Raw genomic sequence first — 19268 nt, forward strand, 5'->3', positions numbered from 1 at the left:
ACAGGCGCGTGGAGAACCAGCGGACGGTGGCCGACGGGCTGCGGATCGCCGTACGCGCGCTCGTGTACGCCGTATTCGGGGGCGCCGCGCTCCTCGCCATCGCCACGGTCGTCTAGGTCCTCGGCCCCCTGCTCGCCCTCGGCCTCTACACCCCGCCCGTCGCCGCCTGGTGGACCGTCTTCACGGCGATCGCGGTGCAGGGCGTGCCCTTCCTGCTGCTCGGGACGGTCGTCTCGGCGGCGATCGGGGCGTTCGTGCCGGAGCGGGTCTTCAGCCGGCTGCTGCCCCGCAGCCAGGCCCTCGCCGTGCCCGTCGCCGGGGCGGCCGGGGTCGTCCTGCCGGGGTGCGAGTGCGCGTCCGTGCCGGTGGCTCAGAGCCTCATGCGGCGCGGCGTCGCTCCCGCCGCCGCCCGCGCCTTCCTGCTCTCCGCACCGGCCGTCAACCCGGTCGTGCCGGTGGCCACGTCCGTCGCCTTCCCCGGGCAGCCGGAGATGGTCCTCGCCCGCGCGGTCGCCTCGCTGGCCACGGCGGTGACGATGGGCCGGCTGTGGGCCCGGTTCGGCCGCGAGGAGTGGCTGCGGCCACCCGAGCGGCACGCCGGTCCGACCGCTTCCGGCCTGCGCGCCTTCACCGCCGGGCTCCAGCACGACTTCCTGCACGCGGGCGGCTTCCTCGTGCTCGGCGCGGCGGCCGCCGCGACCTTCGACATCGCCGTACCGCGCTCGGTGCTGGACCTGTTCACCGGCTCGCCCTGGCTGTCGGTGCCGCTCCTGGCGCTGCTGGCGGTCGTCCTGTGCGTGTGCAGCGAGGCGGACGCGTTCGTCGCGGCCTCGCTGAGCGGGTTCTCGCCGACCGCGCGCCTGGCGTTCATGGTGGTCGGGCCGATGGTGGACCTGAAGCTGATCGCCCTCCAGGCGGGCACCTTCGGCCGCTCCTTCGCCCTGCGGTTCTCGTCCGTCACCTGGGCCGTGGCCGTGGCGAGCAGCGCGCTGGCGGGGTGGTGGCCGCTGTGAGGTGCTACGGACCGGCGGCGCTGCTGCTTCTGACCGGTGCGGCGATCCTGCGGATCTCCCTGTTCAGCGAGCTGTACCTGCGGTACGTACAGCCGGCGCTGCGGCCGTACCTGGTGGTGTCCGGCCTCGTCCTCGTCGCGCTGGCGGTGGCGGCGGCGGTCGTACGACTACGGGGACGACGGGGACGACGGGAGGGGCCGCAGGACGGCGGCCACAGCCACCACCCCCGTATCGCCTGGCTCCTCGCCCTTCTCCTCTTCCCGCCCCCGGCCCTCGGCTCCTACAGCGCCGAGCGGGAGGCGGCGCAGCGGGCGGCGCGAGGGGTCGGGACCTTCCCCGCGCTGCCGGCCGGGGACCCCCTGCGGCTGACGCTGGCCGAGTTCAGCTCCCGGGCGGTCTACGACAGCGGGCGATCGCTGTCGGGCCGCACGGTCCGGCTCACCGGCTTCGTCACCCGCGACGACGACGGCACCTGGTACGTCACCCGTCTCCTCGTGGCCTGCTGCGCCGCCGACGGCCACCACCGGCGAGGTCGAGATCCGGGGCGCCGAGGCCCCGCCCGTCGACACCTGGGTCGCCGTCACCGGCATCTGGCGGCACAAGGGCGCGCTCGGCTCGGACGGGGCCGGGCCGCCCGTCCTGGACGCCGTGTCGGTACGGCGGACCGCGCAGCCGGCGAACCCGTACGAGAAGCGGTGGACGCGGCAGTGGCCGTGGCCGTCGTGGGGTTTCGCAGGGCAGGCCACGGGTAGTCGGGCGTCGTCCGGGGCGGGCGGTGAGATGGCCGCCCTGCCCTTGGCGGAAGCAGGCCGCACTCGGTGTGAGGAGGCTGCCGTGCGTCCCAGGGACGATCAACGAAGTGGGCGAGGGCTCGACCGAGCCGACGCCGCAGACGCGATCGCCGAGGGCGTACGCGGTGTCGGGCCCGGTGAGATCCCGGCGCGGCTCTGCGATGTCGCCGTCGAACTGCTGCCCGTGACCGGCGCCAGCGTGTCGTTGCAGAGCGACGGCATGCCGGTCCAGTTGGGCGCGAGCAGCGCGCAGGCCGCGTATGTGACCGAGATCCAGGCCACCCTGGGCGACGGTCCCTGCCAGTCCGCCGCGGAGAGCGGCACCCCCGTGCTGGCCTGCGACCTGACGACCGGGCGGGACGCGCAACGCTGGCCGGTCTTCGCGCAGCAGGCCACGGCCGCCGGAGTGCGGGCGGTCTACTCGATGCCGCTCGGCAACGACACGGTGTGCGTGGGCACGCTGGACCTCTACCGTGACACGCCCGGCGATCTCAACAGCCGGGAACTGCACATGGCGCGGCTGATGGCCGGAATGATGACCGTGGCGCTGATGGCGCTGCCCCACGCCGAGGAGGCGGGCGAGCCGGGGGACGAACGGTGGCTGAGCGGTCTGGCCGCCGACCACGACCATGTCTACCAGGCCACCGGCATGATCATGGCCCAGCTGGGCGTCGCCACGGACGAGGCGCTGGCCCGGCTGCGCGCGCACGCGTTCGCGCACGGGCGTACGGCCCTGGACGTGGCCCATGACGTCGTGGCCCACCGCCTGCGGCTCGACCAGGATTAGGCCGTACGGGCTGCCTAAGATCGTCGACCATGGACATAGCGGTGTTGCTCTTCGTACTGGTCGGCCTCTGGGCCGTCCTGACCATCCAGGGCCGGGTCTCCCAGGCCGACCGGCGAGTCGCCCGGGTCGAGCGCAAACTCGACCTGATCCTCGACCACTTGGGGCTGCGGCACGAGGACCCCCGGATGGGCGAGGTCGTGGCGCTGCTGCGGGACGGCAAGAAGATCCAGGCGATCAAGGTCTACCGGGAGATCACCGGCGCGGGCCTGAAGGAGGCCAAGGACGCGGTCGAGGCCATGGCCTAGCGGCCGGCTGTCCGGGGTCAGATCTCCCTGCGGCCCTGCTTCCTGACCTCCGCCAGCCGCTGGGCGCCCACTTCCACGGCCGCCCGGGTGGCGTCGGCCGGTACGTCGCCCAGACCGCCGTTGGTGAGCGCGATCGCGTCGTCGCCCACGCGGACTGCGGCGACATGGAGGGTGAGCGTGGGCGCCTCCTCGTACTCGGAGACGGCGCTGAGGACGATGTGCAGCCCCTGCCGGGCGTCCCCGACCTCCGGCATCTCGACCTCGCTCACCTTGACGGTCATCGCCCCGCCGCGCGCGTCCGCCGTGAACTCGCCGCACTTGTCCGGCAGGCCGGCGAGCCACGCCAGCGTCCGGTCCATGTCCTCGGTCCGATGGGCCACGATCTGGTAGCGGAGCTGGGCCTCGTTCCACTCGTCGTCCAGACCGACCGACGCGCGCGTACGGGCGTCGGGGCCGAAGAGCTCCTCCGCGTACAGGGCGTCGAGCAGCCGCCGGCAGTCGGCCGACTCGGTGCTCGCCTTGAGCATGGAGTCCCGCCAGGTGGCGAAGCCCTTCGTGGCCACCCAGGGTTCCCCGAGATCGGCCTCACTGATGAGGGCGGCCCGCGCCTGGGCCTCGGTGAGCGTGGGGGCGGCGGCGGGAGTCTGCGGCGCGGTGGCGCTGGCCGCGGCGGAGTCCGGGGACCGGACGGCCGAGGTTGCCTGGTCCAGCCCGGCGACGGAACAGCCGGACGCGCTCAGCAAGGTCGCTGCCGAGAGCGTCGAGGCGATGACGGTGCGGGCCGGGGGACGGGGCATCGCGAGCCTCCTGTGCTGGCGTCAAGGGCACGCCCAAGATCGGGTACGTGTTCCTAAAGCACCACCACAGGAGTACGACCACCAGCGCGCCGGTCCGTCCGGGTGACGGCCCCGCTACCGCCCGGAGCTACTGGGCTCCGCCGACGTACCCGATGAAGGCGACGTAAGCCTCCGGCGAGAGCGTGAGTGTGCCGACCTCGGGGTCCTTGGAGTCACGGACGGCTACGCAGGGGGTGAGGTCGGCGACCTCGACGCATTCGCCGCCCGAACTGCCGCTGTACGAGGACTTGCGCCAGGCGACTGAGCCGAGCGGAGCGCACTCGACGCAGTCGCCGCCGGTGCTGCCGCTGTAGGACGACTTACGCCACTTCAGCTCCATAGCGTTCCTCCATCACGCGTGCGATCAGTGCCGCTGATTCCTTCGGCGAGAGGGCCTCCGCCTGAAGGCGAGCGTAACCGACGGAACGCTCCCTGATTACTGCGGGATTGGCCGTCATGTGCCCCTGGTCGTAGCTCTCGCTGTAGAACAGGTCGGGGTGATCGTCGAAGCGCAGGAGAGTGAAGGAGCCCATCGCCCCGGAGTGCTGTCCGACCGAGAACGGCAGCACTTGGACGTGCACCGACTGGTTGTCCTGGAAGCTCAACAGATGGGCGAGTTGCTCGCGCATGACCTCCCGTCCGCCGATCTCCCGATACAACACCGCCTCGTCCAGTACGACCCATAGCGAGGGCGGCTGTTCGCGCTCCAGGATGCGCTGCCGTTCCATCCGTGCCGCCACCATCTCGTCGAGCGTGTCGGTGTGGTCCACCTCCATCACCGCCTGTGCGTACGTCTTGGTCTGCAGCAGCCCGTACACCAGCTGGCACTGGTACGTGGAGATGTACGTCGCCTTCGCCTCCATGTCGGCGAACGGCTGGAACCACGTCGGCAACTGGCTGCGCAGCACCAGCCCCACCAACCGCGAGAACATCCCGTCCGTCACCAGCGCCGCATCCACCCGCTCGGCGAAATCCCGCGTCGGCACCTTCAGCGTGGTCTCGATCTGGCCGATCAGCGACCCCGAGCAGAACAGAACCGAGCCCAACTGCTTCAACGTCAGCCCCGCTTCCTCCCGTTTCCTCCTCAGCTCGTAGCCGAAGTAGTCCAACGGAGAGGCCGTGGGATCGAGTTGGCGAATGTGAACCAAGGCGTAACACCCCCAAGTCCGGTCTGTAGCTGAGCGTAACCACATGACTTCACGCTGGTGACGGGAACCGGAAAAATCACTGGGCCGCCCGGCCCGCCCCCTGTTACCGTCGCCCCATGCAGCGCGCCAATCCGTCTCTCACGACGACGCCGGACCCCGTCCCGGCGCGCTGACACCTGAGCGAATCTTCAAGCCCCGGGGCGAGTGCCCCGGGGTTTTGTCGTGGGTGCTCGTCCGTATCCCTGGAGGAGCAGCCATGCACGACCACCGCCGCCTCGGCCGCGAACTCGACCTCTTCGACACCGACCCCCTGATGGGCGCGGGCCTGCCGTACTGGCTGCCGGACGGGGCGATCGTCCGGCACGTACTGGAGGAGTACATCCGCGAGGTGGAACGCGAGGCGGGCTACCGGCACGTGTACTCACCCGTGCTCGGCAAGCGCGAGCTGTACGAGATCTCCGGGCACTGGTCCCACTACAGCGACGACATGTTCCCGCCGATGGAGCTCGGTGCGGAGCAGGTCGTCCTGCGCCCGAGCCTGTGCCCGCACCACGCCCTGATCTACCGCTCCCGCTCGCACAGCTACCGCGAACTGCCCTTCCGCATGGCCGAGTTGGGCGGCATGTACCGCTCCGAGCTGTCCGGCGTGCTCGGCGGCCTCACCCGGGTCCGCGCCATCCAGCTCAACGACGCCCATATCTTCTGCACCCTGGAGCAGGCCGTCGAGGAGGCCCGCGCCGCCCTGCACCTCATCGCCCGCGCCTACGCCGACCTCGGCATCCGCGCCGCCCGCCACCGCCTCTCCCTCCCGGGCGGCGGCGACAAGGGCAAGTACGTCGCCGACCCCGCGCTGTGGCGCCGGGCCACCGCGCTGCTCCGCGAGGTCCTCGACGGCTCCGGCATCGCGTACGAGGCCGCCGAGGGCGAGGCGGCGTTCTACGGCCCCAAGATCGACGTCCAGATCGCCGACCCGGCGGGCCGCGAGGCGACCCTCTCCACCGTCCAGATCGACTTCCACCAGCCCGAACGCTTCGACCTGCACTACATCGGCCCCGACGGCGCCAAACACCGCCCGGTCATGGTCCACCGCAGCATCATCGGCAGCGTGGAGCGGGCCGTCGCGCACCTCATCGAGCAGCACGGCGGCGCCTTCCCGGCCTGGCTGGCCCCCGTGCAGCTGGTCATCCTCCCCGTGTCGGACACACAGCTCGACCAGGCGGGGAACCTGCTGCGCCGGGCCCTCGGCCAGGGCCTGCGCGCCGAACTCGCCGGCCCCGAGCACGGCAGCCTCGGCGCCCGCGTCCGCGCGGCCCGCCTCGTGCCGTACCAGGCGGTGATCGGGGAGCGGGAGGCCGAGGCGGGCGGCGACGCGGCGGCCGTACGGCTGCGGGACGGGCGTCGGCCCGGCACCGTGTCCGGCGCGGAACTCCTCGCCCGGATCGCCGAGCGCGTCGCCGCGCGCGGTACCGGGCTGTGGGGCGATGAGTGACGCCGTAGGGTCACTTACGTAGGGCTTGCTGCCCCCGCGCGAAAGGAGCCTCGCCGTGCCGAACGACGGTCAGCCCATCCCGGTGATCATCGACTGCGACACCGGCGTCGACGACGCGCTCGCGCTGCTGTTCGCCGTACGCCACCCCGGGCTCGACCTGCGCGCCGTGACCTGCGTGGCCGGGAACACGGACGTGGACGGCGTCGTACGCAACACCCTGACCGTCCTGGAGCAGGCCGGCGCCCCCGACATCCCCGTCGCCCGGGGTGCCGGACGCCCGCTGATCGAGCCCGCGCGCTCGGCGCGGCACGTGCACGGCGAGGACGGCATGGGCGACATCGGCCTGCCCGCCCCGACCCGCGCCCCGGCCGACGTGGACGCGGTGACGCTGCTGCGCCGCGAGATCCTGGCGTCCCCGCGCCCGGTGACCCTCATTCCCACCGCGCCCCTCACCAACATCGCCCTGCTGCTGCGCACGCACCCGGAGGTGACCCGCAACATCGAGCGGATCGTGTTCATGGGCGGCGCCGTGGCCTGCGGGAACGCCACGCCGGTCGCGGAGTTCAACGTGTGGCACGACCCGGAGGCGGCCGCGATCCTGCTGACGGCCGAGGTGCACATCACCATGTACGGCCTGGACGTCTTCCAGCAGGTCGTCGTGCCCGGGGCGGACGTACGCCGCCTGCGGGCCAGCGCGGAGCCCGGCGCCCGGCTCGCCGGCGAGCTGCTGTCCCACCGCCCGGCCACGCCGGACGTCGGCGCCGACTCCGAGGCCGGCGGCATCGGCGACGCGGGCGCGGTCTGCACGGTCGTGGACCCGGCGGGCGTCACCACCCGCCTGCTGCCCGTGGAGGTCTCCCTGACCCCGGGCCCCACCCGCGGGCAGACGATCGTCGACCGCCGCCCCCGCCTCGGCGAGTCCGAACTGCACACCGGCACCCGCGACCAGCGGCTGGTGGACGTGGCCCTGGACGTGGACGTGGAACGCTTCGTGAAGCTGTACCTGGGGACGGTGGAGAGCGTCTGACGGCTCGTCATCGACGACAGGGGCCCGGGGTGATCACCCCGGGCCCCTTCTCATGCCGTTGTTCAGGAACGCCCGGCCGCGCGCCGCCGCTTCGTCGCCACCATGAGCGCCGCGCCGCCCGCCAGGAGCACCGCCGCGCCGATGGCGATCGGGCCGGTCGCGCTGCTGCCGCCGGTCTTGGCGAGGTCACCGCCGCCGCCGTTCGGGGAGGGCGCCGGGATGCCGGTCGACTCGGAGGCCTCCGGGGTCGGCGACTCGGTCGACGGGGTCTCCGTGGCCGGGGTCTCGGCCGGCGGCGTCGTCTCCTCCGCCGGGGTCGACGGCTCCTCCGACGGCGGCTCGGAAGGCTCCGCGGGCGGGGTGGTCGGCGGCTCCTCGGTCGCCGGAGGCTCGGTCGTGCAGTCCTTCGTGCCGCCGTTCCAGGCCGCGATCAGCTTGTCCTTGATGACCGGGCGGTCCGGGCCCTTGGGCAGGTCGCCGTGGACGAAGCCGTCGTTGGCGTCGAGCTTGCCGTCGAACTTGACCGCGCCCCGGTACAGGTCGATCTGCGCGAAGCAGCCCGCATCCGGGACGGCGATGTCGAGGGAGTCGGTGTGGCCGGGCTTGACCGTGACCGTGTCGAAGTCGACGAAGACCTGCTCGCCGGAGGTGGCGAACGTCGGCCCGTGGGCGAGGTAGGAGGCGAGCGAGGCGGTGCAGGTCGTGGCGTCCGGGGCGGTGCGGACCTTGATGTGGACCTTGCCGTCGTCGGTGACCTTCAGGCTCTGGTCGTCGACGCGGACGGAGTCCTGGAAGTTCGTGCCGTCGAGCGAGAACTGGCAGCGGTCGGTGGCCGTCTCCGTGCCGGCACCGGTACCGGGCTGGTAGGTGCCGCCGTGCTTCCAGCCGTCACCGCCGGGCGTGCCGGTGGCCCAGGCGCCGGAGGCGGAGGCGACGGTGGCCGCGCAGAGGGCGAGCGACGCGGCGCCCGTCCCCAGCAGGCGTCGCGTGGTGACACGTCTCGCTGTCAACATGCGTATCCCATCTTGGCGTGTACATGCTAAATGCATGGATGTGCAGGGGTGAGGGGCGCAGAACACCCTCATGGTCGAAGAAACGCCGGGCTCATTGGTCACATGCGCCACAGCGTGAGCACATGGTGGGTCCCTTGGCAGAACCCTGTCAACCTGCGGTAACGCGCCGGGAGTTCATCCGTCATCACAATTCCGCCACGTCAGGAACACATCGGGAAGCAACTACTCCGGGCGCCTCAGATGTTCACGTTTCCGGCGATGTGGACAGAGTTCTCGTTGTCGCCCGAACGTACCGGAGCATCGAAGAGGAGTCCGCGTGCCCGACCTCTCCTCCAGGAACCCCGACTGGTGGCGCCAGGCCGTCATCTACCAGGTCTATCCCCGCAGCTTCGCCGACGGCGACGGTGACGGCCTCGGTGACCTGAAGGGCGTCGCACAGCGCCTGCACCACCTCGCCGCCCTCGGCGTGGACGCCCTGTGGCTCAGCCCCTTCTACCCCTCCGAACTGGCCGACGGCGACTACGACGTCGCCGACTACCGCGCCGTCGACCCCCGCCTCGGCAGCCTCGACGACTTCGACGCCATGGCCGCCGAGGCCCACCGCCTCGGCCTGAAGGTGATCGTCGACCTGGTCCCCAACCACACCTCCCACCAGCACGTCTGGTTCCAGGAGGCGCTGCGGGCCGGCCCCGGCTCCCCGGCCCGCGACCGCTATGTCTTCCGCGACGGCCGCGGCCCGCACGGCGAACTCCCGCCCACCGACTGGCAGTCCGTCTTCGGCGGCAGCGCCTGGCGCCGGGTCCCCGACGGCCAGTGGTACCTGCACCTGTTCACCCCCCAACAGCCCGACCTGAACTGGGAGAACGAGGAGGTCCGCGCCGACTTCCGCACCACCTTGCGCTTCTGGGCCGACCGCGGCGTCGACGGCTTCCGCGTCGACGTCGCCCACGCCCTCGCCAAGGACCTGAGCGAGCCGCTGCGCGACCTCGGCGCCCCGGAGCTGAGCCGCGAGGACGCCCTCCCGCAGTTCCCGCCCGGCACCCACCCCTTCTACGACCGCGACGAGGTCCACGAGATCTACCGCGACTGGCGCAAGATCCTCGATGCCTACCGCCCGCCCCGGATGGCCGTCGCCGAGGCCTGGGTGACCCCGGCCGCCCGCCGCGCCCTGTACGCCCGCCCGGACGAACTGGGCCAGGCCTTCAACTTCGAGTACCTCCAGGCCGGCTGGGACGCGGCGGAACTCCGCCAGATCATCACCGACTCCCTGGCCACCGCCCGCTCGGCCGGTGCCTCCGCCACCTGGGTGCTGTCCAACCACGACGTCGTACGGCACACCTCCCGCCTGATGCTTCCGCCCGGCACCGACGACAACGCCTGGCTGCTCTCCGGCGGCCGGGCACCGGCCGTCGACGAGTCCGCGGGCCTGCGCCGCGCCCGCGCCGCGACCCTCCTCATGCTGGCGCTGCCCGGTTCGTCGTACGTCTACCAGGGCGAGGAACTCGGCCTGCCAGAGGTCGCCGACCTGCCCTTCGAGGTCCTCCAGGACCCGATCTGGGAACAGACGGGCCGCGTCCGCAAGGGCCGTGACGGCTGCCGGGTGCCGCTGCCGTGGACGAGGACGGGACCCTCGTACGGCTTCGGCGCGGGCGGGGCGTGGCTGCCGCAGCCACCGTCCTTCGCGCGGTACGCCGTCGAGGCCCAGGACGGCTTCGAGGGCTCCACCCTGGAGCTCTACCGCAGGGCCCTGCGCCTGCGCCGCAAACTGCTGGCGGGGGAGGAACTGGAGTGGGTACCGGACACCCCACCGGGCCTGCTGCACTTCACCCGCTCGGACGGCTGGCGATGCGTGACCAACCTCTCCACCAGGGCGGTCGAACTCCCCCCGGGCGAGGTACTGATCGCCAGCGCCCCGCTGGAGGACGGCCTGCTGGGGCCGGACACGACGGTGTGGCTGGCGTAGGCGTCCGGGGCGGAGCGTCCGGCGACGAGACGGCCGAAGGCCCGCCCCCGAGGGGGGCGGGCCGGGGGCGGCGTACGCAGGCTCCGCGAAGGGATGTCCGCAGGGCCGTGTGTCAGCGCTCGGCGCCCTTCCGGAAGGCCGAGCGGGCCCACAGGTGGCCCAGCAGGCCGATGCCGGTGCACCAGGCCAGGGAGATCCAGGCGTCGTTGCCGATTTCCGTGCCGAGCAGGAGGCCGCGCAGCGTCTCGTTGACCGGGGTGAAGGGCTGGTACTCGGCGAACCAGCGCAGACCGGTCGGCATCGAGTCGGTGGTGACGAACGCGCTGCCCAGGAAGGGCAGGTAGACCAGCGGCATCGGCGCGTTGCTCGCGGACTCGACCGTCTTGGCGACCAGGCCCATCGCGGCCGACAGCCAGCTCAGCGAGAAGGCCAGGAAGAGCAGCAGGCCCAGGGCGGCGGCCCATTCGACGGCCGTGGCGTCCGGGCGGAAACCGATGGCGTAGGACACCCCGGTCACCAGGGCGAGGATGAAGAGGACCTGGACCATGTTGGCGAGGACGTGCCCGGTCAGCACGGAGCTGCGGGAAATGGCCATCGTGCGGAAGCGGTTGATGATGCCTTCCGTCATGTCGGTGCACACCGACACCGCGACGGTGATCGTGCCCGACACCACGGCCATCAGGACGACGCCCGGAACCACGTAGTTGGTGTACGCGTCGCGGTCTCCGGCGCCGAGGCCGATGCCGCCGCCGATCGCGCCGCCGAAGACGTACACGAACAGCAGCAGCATCAGCACCGGGAGCATGACGATCTGGACCGTCATGGCCGGATAGCGCTGGATGCGTTTGAGGTTGCGGCGCAGCATGGTCATCGCGTCGCGGAAGGCGTGGGAGCGGGCGGTGGACGGGGTGGGGGCAGTGGCGGTGGCGGTGGTCATCGGAGATCCCCTCAGGTAGCGGTAGCGGTAGCGGTAGCCGTGGTGGCGGTCAGGCGGCGACGGACTTGCGGGGCGTCTCGGTCAGCGTGAGGAACACGTCGTCGAGGTCGGGCGTGTGCACGGTCAGCGACTCGGCCTGGACCCGCGCCGCGTCCAGGAGGTCGAGGACCGCGCGGACGGTGGCGGGCGTGCCGTCGCCGGGGATGTGCAGGGCGAGGTTCTCCGGGTCGCGGGAGGCGACGTCGAACACCGCGGCGGCCGCGTCGAGTTGCCGCTCGTCGGCGAACCGGAGCCGGAGGTGGCTGCCCGGGATGCGGCGCTTGAGCTCCTCCGCGGTGCCCTCGGCGACCAGCCGGCCGCCGTTCAGCACGGCGATGCGGTCGGCGAGCTGGTCGGCTTCCTCCAGGTACTGCGTGGTGAGGAGGATCGTGATGCCGCGGTCCTCGACCAGGCCCCGGATCAGCTGCCACAGCGTGCGGCGGCTGCGCGGGTCGAGGCCGGTGGTCGGCTCGTCGAGGAAGATGATGCGCGGCTCACCGACCAGCGTCATCGCGAGGTCGAGCTTGCGGCGCATACCGCCGGAGAAGGTGGCGGCGGTCTTCTTCGCCTCCGCCGTCAGATCGAAGCGGTCCAGCAGCTCCGCGGCCCGGCGACGGCCCTCGTGGCGCGGGAGGTGATGCAGGTCCGCCATCAGCAGGAGATTCTCCTCGGCGGTCAGCAGCCCGTCCACCGCGGCGAACTGGCCGGTCACACCGATCGACCGGCGTACGTCGTCGGCCTGCCGGGTCAGGTCGTACCCGCCGACCTGTGCCCGGCCGCCGTCGGCGCGGATCAGCGTGGACAGGATCTGGACGGTCGTGGTCTTGCCGGCGCCGTTCGGCCCGAGCAGGGCGAAGACGGAGGCCTCGGGGATGCGCAGGTCGATGCCGTCGAGGACCAGCTTCTCCCCGAACGACTTGCGCAGGCCCTCTGCGTGGATGGCGGACATGGTCTCCCCCTGGGGTGAGGTGTGGGTTGCCGTACTGGCTGTCGTCCTGGCTGCCGTCCCGCCTGTCGCCTTCACCTGTCGTCTTGCTTGGGCCGGGCGACTTGTACGGTGTTCAACTCCGACGACTTGAACACCGTAAAACCCCACTTGCACGGTGTGCAAGTCCTTTGGGTCACGAACTTTTACGGCGTGCAAGAGACGGTTACGCTGGCCGCATGGCGCGAGAGACCCTGAACCGTGAACAGATCGTCCGGGCGGCGATCGAGCTGCTGGACGCGGAAGGCATCGAAGGCCTGAGCATGCGCAAGCTCGGCCAGCGGTTGGGGTCGGCGGCGACGGCCATGTACTGGCACGTCGGCAACAAGGAGAACCTGCTGGTGCTCGCGGCCGACGAGGTGTGGAGCGAGGTCCGGCTGCCGGACGTCGCGACGGTGGGATGGCGGACGGCGGCGCGCGAGCTGATGTACGCCGCACGCGAGCTGTGCGACCGGCACAGCTGGCTGGTCCGCGTGATCACCTCGTACGCCGCCGCCGGCGAGGGCCTCGCCCGCTTCCAGGAGCGCGCGTACGAGACCTTCGAGGCGGCCGGGTTCCGGGACGCGGACCTCGACTGGGCCGTGAGCACCCCCTTCATGTTCGTGACGGGGCTGGCCATCATGAGCTCGTCCGACGCCGCCGAGGTCAAGAAGCGGGCGGAGCAGGACGCTGCCGCGCAGCCCGAGCAGGAGGCCCAGGCCGTCGCCCAGATGAACGCGCTCGCGGCGAAGTACCCACGGCTGGGCGCCAGCATGGCGGCGCAGGCGCAGCGCGGGCAGGGCTTTGTGGAGCAGGTCGACGAGGTCTTCGCGTTCGGCGTGGAGACGATCCTGGACGGGTTGACGGCACGGCTGGCGGGGCGTTCGGGGGCGTCTGAGTGAGAGGTGGGGGTGGCTCGTGGGGTGGGCCGGGCGGTTGCGGTCCGGGTGGGGCGGGGGCTGGGGTGGGGGCTGGTGTTGTCGTGCAGGTGGATGGCCTCGCGGTGACGTGGGCGCGGCTGGGCGTGTAGGAGCAGCGGGCGGTGCTCGGAGGCCGTCTGAGTGAGAGGTGGGGGGCGCTCGCGTGGCGAACGGGGCGGTGCGGCCCCGCTGCCTGAGGATCCGGACGCGTGGCACGCACCTTCGAAGAGCTGGTCGCCATGCAGCATGCGGCGGACCAGGCGCACAACAGGGTGGAGGAGCTGCGGGACCACTACGGTCCCCCCGCCCACACTCCCTGGTCCCAGCCCCAGACCGACACCTACGAGACCGCCTGGCGGGCCTGGCGTGAGCTCGCCCGCGACATCCAGGCCGCGGTGACCGAGTACGCGAAGGAGCAGGGCACCGCGCGCAGCGAGGTCGAGGCGGACGTGAAGAAGGCCGCCCGGCACGCGGCGCCCGAGGCGGACGAGTGACATCGCCGTCCCCGCGGCCCGTACGGCCGAACAGCGCGCGTCAGCCGCGGGGCGGGCCGCGAGAATCGCAGGCATGGTGTTGCCGACCTGCGTGTGAGGAGCTCCGCCGACGATGAGCACATCCTGGAAGACGACGATATTCGGATCGCTGGCCGTGGCGGGCGTGTTGGTCATGTCCGGGATGGCATACGGCGGTGAGGGCCCGGCCGGCGGCGATCTGTGGGCGGCCGCGACCATCGAGCCCGGGCGGGAGGGGATCGTCGAGGTCGGCGGGTACGAGGGAGCGCCGCTCGGGGCGGGTTCCGTGCTGACCCTGACGGCGCCGGCGAACGCCAGGGTGACGGGCACGCCGTTCGCCGCGGGCGGGTACCGGGGCTCGGTGGCACTGGGCGGCGGCAGCGGGACGTACACGTTCACAGGCGCGCCCGGTGCGGACGGCAAGCCGACGCCGGGGGCCTGGACGGGCCGTACCTTCCCCTTCGTCCTGTCGGTCAGCCGGGACGCCGAGCCCGGCACCCGTCTCCCCGACTGCACCCTGGTCCTCAAGGACGCCAAGGGCACCGTCCGGCAGTGGGGCACCTGCACCGTGACGGTCGGACTGCCCGCCCCGACCCTGTCCCACCCCCAGTCGGGCGTCCCGCTCGGCGCGTTGCCGAAGGCATCGGGGACGGCCTACCCGGGCGCCCAGATCACGGTCCGCGACGCGCGGGAGGAAGAGGTCTGCACGACCACCACGGCACCCGCCGGCACCTGGTCCTGCACCCCCGCCCTGCCCCTCCCACCCGGCCCGGGCCGCCTCCAGGCGACGGCGACGCTGAACGGCGTCAGCGCGACGAGCGAGCAGATCGACATCACCGTGGAGGCAAGCGCCGGGGCGCAGCCGGACACGGTGTCGGACAGCGGGGGCGGCCGGCTTTAGTGCCGCCTCCTGGGCGTATGGACGTTTTGCCGTACTCCCTGCGCCTTCTGCGGCTGGAGGTCAGTGGGTTCAAGCCAACGTCGCCCCGGAACCGCCCAGCACTCTTGACGGCCCTCACACCCTTCGGAAGCGTCGCGTGCAAGAAAGCGCAACCGACTTGATCCGGGAGGGCTTCGTGGACCTACAGTTCATCGGGATCGACCCGAACACCGGGGGCGAGGGGTCGCCGACGGCGTGGGTGGAAGAGAAGACGGCTGACCTGGTCCTCCAGGGCGTAAAGGCCGAGGAAGCGCTGGAGGCACTGGTCAGCGGTACGGAGTGGGTCGCCGGGCACGCGGTGGGGATTCCCGCCCACGAGACGGTGATCCGCATCCCCGCCCGCATGGTGCCGATCCTGAGGGAGGCGTGCGATGTCGCAGAGCGGCGTGCCGAGCTTCGCTGAGCTGCTGGCCGGTACGCGCCGCAGCGCGGTGCATCTGGAGATGCGCGACGCGTACGGCGTCGGTGACGAAGCCGAGGAGTTCGAGCAGTTCAAGCAGACCGGCCACGTCGATCTCGACCCGACGGCGCAGTGGTGGCCCGGTTGGCTGGGCATGGTGCGGGAGGCCGTTGGCCGTGGCGTGGTGATGCGACGGGCCCGGATCGTTTCCGAGCCCGTGACGGACTACATCCGGTGGGAGCACGCCGCCACCCCGCTGAACGTTGAGGCGGGCGAGCTGGTGCGCTGGCTGCCCCGTAGGCGGGCCGTGGACATCGCCCTGCCGGGAGCCGACTTCTGGCTGTTCGACGACCGTCTGGTGCAGTTCAACATCTTCACGGGGGACGGCGATTGGGCGGATCCGCCCAAGGAGTTCAGCGAGGACCCCGCCGTGGTCAAGCTGTGCTCCGACGCGTTCGAGGCCGTATGGGAGCGTGCCGTCGACCACGAGCAGTACACCGTCTGACCCGCACCTCACCCCATGCCCGCCTCCCCTTCGTCCAGCGCTCAAGCAGCCCGTGAAGCGCTCGCCGTACGCCTGACGCACCTGCGCAAGGACGCCGGCCTCACCGGGAAGGAACTGTCCGCCCGGTGCGGCTGGCACCCCGCGAAGACCACCCGCATCCAAAAGGGCGAGGTACAGCCCACCGACGTGGACATCCGCGCCTGGTGCGCTGCCTGTGACGCCGCCGACCAGGCCGACGACCTGATCGCCACGGCCCGAGCCGTCGACTTGATGTACGTGGAGTGGCGCAGGAACCACCGGACGGGCATGCGCAAGACTCAGGAGGACTTCTACGACCTCTACGCGCAAACCGGCGTCACACGCGCGTACGTCTCCAACGTCGTGCCTGGCTTCTTCCAGACTCCCGCCTACGCCACAGCCCTGATGGGGGCCATAACCGACTTCCAGGGCACCCCCAACGACGTCTCCGAGGCCGTCGCCGCCCGCGTCGCCCGGAGCCGGTTTCTGTACGAGGGCGGACACCGGTTCGTCGTGCTGATGGAGGAGTGCGTCCTGCGCTACCGGGTCGGCGACGCCGAGACGATGGCCGGACAGCTGAGGCATCTGCTGACCGTGATGCCGCTTCCTTCCGTCTCCCTGGGCATCATCCCCTTCACTGCGAAACGGACCATGTGGCCGCTGGAGGCGTTCTACCTCCATGACGCCACACGCAGCGTCGTGGAAACCCTCACCGCCGAGGTCAACGTCGTACAGCCGCGTGAACTCGCCGACTACCGCAAGGCGTTCGGGGAGCTGACCAAGATGGCCGTCCACGGCAACGCCGCCCGTGCATTGATCAACGCGGCGATCGGCTCCCTCGGATGATATTGCGCAATTCTCCGCAATTTCGTTGAGGTGAAACTCCGGCTCTCCGTACGGTCGTTGGCGTCGCCGGGCAGGTCTAGGCTCCCCCTCGGCGGCAGGAGGAGAGTCCCGCCCGTATTCCCCATGGCGGGCGGGGCGTCCCAACCCCGAGGAGACGACCCCGTGAGCGTCACGCCCAGACCCACTCCGCACGGAAGCCGACCTGGCGCTGGCGGATGCACGCACGGAAGACATACGCGCACCGAGGAAGACCCCGCCCGGTGTGCCCAAGGGCAGCCCTGGGCGATACGGCGCCCGCTCGTGTCCCCCAAGGTGGGCCGGCGCCGCTCCAGATCCGCTGTCGGGAACCGACACAGCGGGTCTGCTCAAGACCTCTCGCTCCGGGTGAGCGGGAGCAAGCCGAGAGAACAGGAGTGCACGATGCCTGAGAACGCCGTCATGCAGCCCGCCGAGGATGGACTGATCGTCTCCCGGAAGTTTATCGCCGCAGCCCGCTCCCGTGTCGACCAGCCGTCCGACGGCGGCTCGACCGGTGTCTCCGACTCCAACGACTGAGCGGAGCCGACAGAAGTGACCGCCTTCTCACAGGTGGTCGAACGCCTCGGTGGGGACTTCCCCACCGAGGCCTTCGGCCGGACTTATCGCACCTGGCGCGGCGTCGGCGACTTCTCATCCATCCTGACGTGGGACGACCTCAACACCGTCATCGGCCGGGGACGCCTGGAACCGCCTCGCCTCCGACTGCACCGCGACGGGGAACTCATCCCGCCGCAGCGCTACGCCACCACCGTCACAACCCGCAGAAACGTGTTGTGGCAGCGCATCCAGCCCGCGCGGCTGCACGGCCAACTCCATGACGGTGCCTCGCTGGTCCTGGACGCCGTGGATGAACTCCACCAGCCCGCCGAACGCTTGGCGCAGGCCCTCGAAGGCGTCCTTCGGGGGCGGGTCCAGATCAACGTGTACGCCTCCTGGACCCCGACGGAGGGCTTCGGTACCCACTGGGACGATCACGACGTCATCGTTGTCCAACTGGAAGGGGCCAAGCGGTGGCGTCTGTACGGACCGACCCGTATCAACCCGCTCCATCGGGACACTGAAGCTCCGGAGCCTCCGGCAGACGAGCCCCTCGAAGAAGTCGTCCTGCGCGCCGGCGACATGCTCTACCTGCCCCGGGGCTGGTGGCACGCGGTGGCGACCACCGAGGGCCGCTCCCTGCACCTGACGTGCGGCCTCCAGACCACGACCGGCGTGGATCTGCTGGGCTGGCTCTCGGACCGGTTACGGACCTCCGAGACCGTACGTGCGCAGCTGCCCGTCTTCGCCCCGCCGCAGGAACAGGCCGCCTACCTCGAACTCCTCCGCAACGAAGTCACGGACGCCCTCCACGAGGGTGCGATCGCAGACTTCCTCAGCGCGCGAGATGGCATCGAATCGGGTCGTCCCATGCCGTCACTGCCGTTCCTCGACGCCGTACCGGCGCGCGAGGACCTGCATGTCCGGCTCACCACCGCCCGAGCCCAGCTCACCGACAACGATCAGGGCCAGGTCATGCTCGTTGCCGGCGGTGAAGAGTGGACGTTCGCCCCGTCGGTACGCGCTGTGCTGTCCCCGCTCCTCGACGGCTCCTCGGCGCTGCTGGGGCACCTCGCGGACGCGAGCGGTCTCACCGTCGGACAGGTCGCCGGGCTCATCACCGAACTGGTCAACGCCAACGTTGCGGCGGTAAGCGAGCCATGAACCCCGACCTCGCCCTGGGGACGTACCGGTGCCGGGACGTCCCGCAGGCGGCCATCCACGCGGTCGCCTGCGGGGCATCCTGGATCGACACCGCCCCCAACTATCACCACGGCCGCGCCCAGGCCCATCTCCAACCCGTGTTCGCCGGGAACCGGGATCTGCGGGTCTCGACGAAGGTCGGCTTCTTCACCCCCGACATCGCGACAGCCGCCGGCGACGCCGGAGTCCTCACACCGGCCGAAGCCGATTCAGGCCATTGCCTTACTCACCGCTACGTCGCCTGGCAGAGCCGCCGCAACGCCGCGGAGCTGGGCCACACGCCGGACCTCGTCTTCGTCCACAACCCCGAACAAGCCGCCCGACCTCACGACGCCATCGCCAGCGCCTTCACCGCTCTCGAAGTCGAAGCCCGCGCTGGACGGATCGGCGGCTACGGCGTCGCCACCTGGACCGGGTTCGAAGGCGCGTTCAGCGTCGCTGACCTTCTCGACATCGCCACCCGTTGCGGAGGCCCCGGCCATCACCTGGCCGCCGTCCAGCTCCCTGTCTCGCTGGTCATGCTCAAACCGGTCGCGCAGGCCCTGGGCGGCATCGGCCCGCTCGCCGAGGCGATCGCGGCTGGCCTGGACACATTTGCTTCCGCCCCTTTGCATGGCGGAGAGCTCCCCTCCATGGTCACCGACGAACTCGTCCACCTCATTGACCCGGGCTCCACCCCGGCCGACGCCGCACTGCGTGTCACCGCGTCCGCCCCAGGGGTGAAACGCATCCTCCTGGGATCCGGGCGTGCGCAACACTGGGAGGCCGCCCAGCGCGCCCTCGCTCTGCCTCCGCTCTCGGACAAGACCCTGCACGAGGTGATCGATGTTCTCGGCGCCTGACCACGCCACCGCCCAGCGCATGCGTACCGCCAGGGCTTTCGTGTGCACCACCCTCACCCTGACCGACCTCGCCGAGAAACCCGTCTGGGGCTACGCCGGCCGGACCCTCTCCGGCGCCGTAACAAGCGCGCAGGGCACCGGCTGGCTCCGAGTCGTCGCGGAGCGCCTCGACACGGCGCACGGGAAACTCTGGG

The 19268-nt window shown here is 71.3% G+C and carries 20 protein-coding genes and 2 pseudogenes; 16 read left to right on the forward strand and 6 right to left on the reverse strand.

Annotated features, from left to right (window positions below):
• The first annotated feature begins 8 nt into the window (after positions 1 to 8).
• The 4 genes and pseudogenes from AQI70_RS07500 to AQI70_RS07515 all read left to right on the forward strand — a co-directional run bounded on the left by AQI70_RS07500 (position 9) and on the right by AQI70_RS07515 (position 2896).
• Positions 9 to 1013 (forward strand): annotated as a pseudogene (locus AQI70_RS07500) (permease).
• Positions 1010 to 1709: pseudogene (locus AQI70_RS07505) on the forward strand (TIGR03943 family putative permease subunit); the annotation flags it as partial. The pseudogenes AQI70_RS07500 and AQI70_RS07505, both read left to right, overlap by 4 nt.
• Before the next feature lie 138 nt (positions 1710 to 1847).
• A complete protein-coding gene (locus AQI70_RS07510) occupies positions 1848 to 2591 on the forward strand; it encodes a GAF and ANTAR domain-containing protein (protein WP_062146513.1) in 744 nt (247 codons plus the stop codon).
• Between the two features lie 29 nt (positions 2592 to 2620).
• Positions 2621 to 2896 (forward strand): ribosomal protein L7/L12, encoded by a 276-nt coding sequence (locus AQI70_RS07515; RefSeq protein WP_062145734.1) that lies wholly within the window; start codon positions 2621 to 2623, stop codon positions 2894 to 2896.
• A gap of 17 nt (positions 2897 to 2913) precedes the next feature.
• Here AQI70_RS07515 and AQI70_RS07520 read toward each other — a convergent pair whose 3' ends face one another.
• The 3 genes from AQI70_RS07520 to AQI70_RS07530 all read right to left on the reverse strand — a co-directional run bounded on the left by AQI70_RS07520 (position 2914) and on the right by AQI70_RS07530 (position 4880).
• Positions 2914 to 3693, reverse strand: a complete 780-nt coding sequence (locus AQI70_RS07520) for a hypothetical protein (RefSeq protein WP_062145736.1) — start codon at positions 3691 to 3693, stop codon at positions 2914 to 2916.
• Between the two features lie 127 nt (positions 3694 to 3820).
• The gene (locus AQI70_RS07525; RefSeq protein WP_062145738.1) at positions 3821 to 4072 is read right to left on the reverse strand and encodes a DUF397 domain-containing protein; all 252 of its coding nucleotides are present in this window, start codon (positions 4070 to 4072) and stop codon (positions 3821 to 3823) included.
• Positions 4053 to 4880 (reverse strand): helix-turn-helix domain-containing protein, encoded by an 828-nt coding sequence (locus AQI70_RS07530; RefSeq protein WP_062145739.1) that lies wholly within the window; start codon positions 4878 to 4880, stop codon positions 4053 to 4055. Before AQI70_RS07530 ends, AQI70_RS07525 begins: the two co-directional genes overlap by 20 nt.
• 256 nt (positions 4881 to 5136) lie before the next feature.
• Between AQI70_RS07530 and thrS the strand changes: the two genes are divergently transcribed.
• Positions 5137 to 6369 carry a threonine--tRNA ligase gene (gene thrS, locus AQI70_RS07535; RefSeq protein ID WP_062145741.1) on the forward strand — a complete coding sequence of 411 codons (1233 nt, stop codon included), beginning with the start codon at positions 5137 to 5139 and terminating at the stop codon, positions 6367 to 6369.
• Between the two features lie 55 nt (positions 6370 to 6424).
• Positions 6425 to 7396 carry a nucleoside hydrolase gene (locus AQI70_RS07540; protein ID WP_062145742.1) on the forward strand — a complete coding sequence of 324 codons (972 nt, stop codon included), beginning with the start codon at positions 6425 to 6427 and terminating at the stop codon, positions 7394 to 7396.
• Positions 7397 to 7458: 62 nt separating this feature from the next.
• On the opposite strand, the gene AQI70_RS07545 is transcribed toward AQI70_RS07540, so the two are convergent.
• On the reverse strand, positions 7459 to 8409 hold the full coding sequence (locus tag AQI70_RS07545) for an LAETG motif-containing sortase-dependent surface protein (protein ID WP_062145744.1): 951 nt from the start codon (positions 8407 to 8409) through the stop codon (positions 7459 to 7461).
• Positions 8410 to 8725: 316 nt separating this feature from the next.
• On the opposite strand from AQI70_RS07545, the gene AQI70_RS07550 reads away from it, so the two are divergent.
• Positions 8726 to 10372 (forward strand): glycoside hydrolase family 13 protein, encoded by a 1647-nt coding sequence (locus AQI70_RS07550; RefSeq protein ID WP_062145746.1) that lies wholly within the window; start codon positions 8726 to 8728, stop codon positions 10370 to 10372.
• A gap of 112 nt (positions 10373 to 10484) precedes the next feature.
• Here the strand turns inward: AQI70_RS07550 and AQI70_RS07555 are convergent, their stop codons facing one another.
• Positions 10485 to 11309, reverse strand: a complete 825-nt coding sequence (locus AQI70_RS07555; protein ID WP_062145748.1) for an ABC transporter permease — start codon at positions 11307 to 11309, stop codon at positions 10485 to 10487.
• A 49-nt stretch (positions 11310 to 11358) separates the two neighbouring features.
• Positions 11359 to 12297: an ATP-binding cassette domain-containing protein gene (locus AQI70_RS07560; protein WP_062145750.1), complete on the reverse strand. Its 939-nt coding sequence runs from the start codon at positions 12295 to 12297 to the stop codon at positions 11359 to 11361.
• 215 nt (positions 12298 to 12512) lie between these two features.
• Here AQI70_RS07560 and AQI70_RS07565 point away from each other — a divergent pair, with 215 nt between their 5' ends.
• From AQI70_RS07565 to AQI70_RS07600, 9 genes are all read left to right on the forward strand, one after another.
• Positions 12513 to 13214 carry a TetR/AcrR family transcriptional regulator C-terminal domain-containing protein gene (locus AQI70_RS07565; RefSeq protein ID WP_062145752.1) on the forward strand — a complete coding sequence of 234 codons (702 nt, stop codon included), beginning with the start codon at positions 12513 to 12515 and terminating at the stop codon, positions 13212 to 13214.
• A gap of 227 nt (positions 13215 to 13441) precedes the next feature.
• Positions 13442 to 13726 (forward strand): hypothetical protein, encoded by a 285-nt coding sequence (locus tag AQI70_RS07570; RefSeq protein ID WP_062145754.1) that lies wholly within the window; start codon positions 13442 to 13444, stop codon positions 13724 to 13726.
• A gap of 112 nt (positions 13727 to 13838) precedes the next feature.
• Positions 13839 to 14645: an LbetaH domain-containing protein gene (locus tag AQI70_RS07575; protein WP_062145756.1), complete on the forward strand. Its 807-nt coding sequence runs from the start codon at positions 13839 to 13841 to the stop codon at positions 14643 to 14645.
• A gap of 175 nt (positions 14646 to 14820) precedes the next feature.
• Positions 14821 to 15087: a hypothetical protein gene (locus tag AQI70_RS07580; RefSeq protein ID WP_062146515.1), complete on the forward strand. Its 267-nt coding sequence runs from the start codon at positions 14821 to 14823 to the stop codon at positions 15085 to 15087.
• Positions 15056 to 15589: a DUF6879 family protein gene (locus AQI70_RS07585; protein ID WP_062145758.1), complete on the forward strand. Its 534-nt coding sequence runs from the start codon at positions 15056 to 15058 to the stop codon at positions 15587 to 15589. The genes AQI70_RS07580 and AQI70_RS07585 overlap by 32 nt, the downstream gene beginning before the upstream one ends.
• A gap of 15 nt (positions 15590 to 15604) precedes the next feature.
• Positions 15605 to 16453 carry a helix-turn-helix domain-containing protein gene (locus AQI70_RS07590; RefSeq protein WP_062145759.1) on the forward strand — a complete coding sequence of 283 codons (849 nt, stop codon included), beginning with the start codon at positions 15605 to 15607 and terminating at the stop codon, positions 16451 to 16453.
• 420 nt (positions 16454 to 16873) lie between these two features.
• Positions 16874 to 17008 carry a hypothetical protein gene (locus AQI70_RS40605; protein ID WP_279616744.1) on the forward strand — a complete coding sequence of 45 codons (135 nt, stop codon included), beginning with the start codon at positions 16874 to 16876 and terminating at the stop codon, positions 17006 to 17008.
• 15 nt (positions 17009 to 17023) lie between these two features.
• Positions 17024 to 18193, forward strand: a complete 1170-nt coding sequence (locus tag AQI70_RS07595; RefSeq protein ID WP_062145761.1) for a cupin domain-containing protein — start codon at positions 17024 to 17026, stop codon at positions 18191 to 18193.
• Positions 18190 to 19074, forward strand: coding sequence for an aldo/keto reductase (locus tag AQI70_RS07600; protein ID WP_062145763.1), 885 nt, complete (start codon positions 18190 to 18192; stop codon positions 19072 to 19074). Before AQI70_RS07595 ends, AQI70_RS07600 begins: the two co-directional genes overlap by 4 nt.
• Positions 19075 to 19268: the final 194 nt, after the last annotated feature.

Source organism: Streptomyces curacoi (assembly GCF_001513975.1).
Taxonomy (GTDB): Bacteria; Actinomycetota; Actinomycetes; order Streptomycetales; family Streptomycetaceae; genus Streptomyces; species Streptomyces curacoi.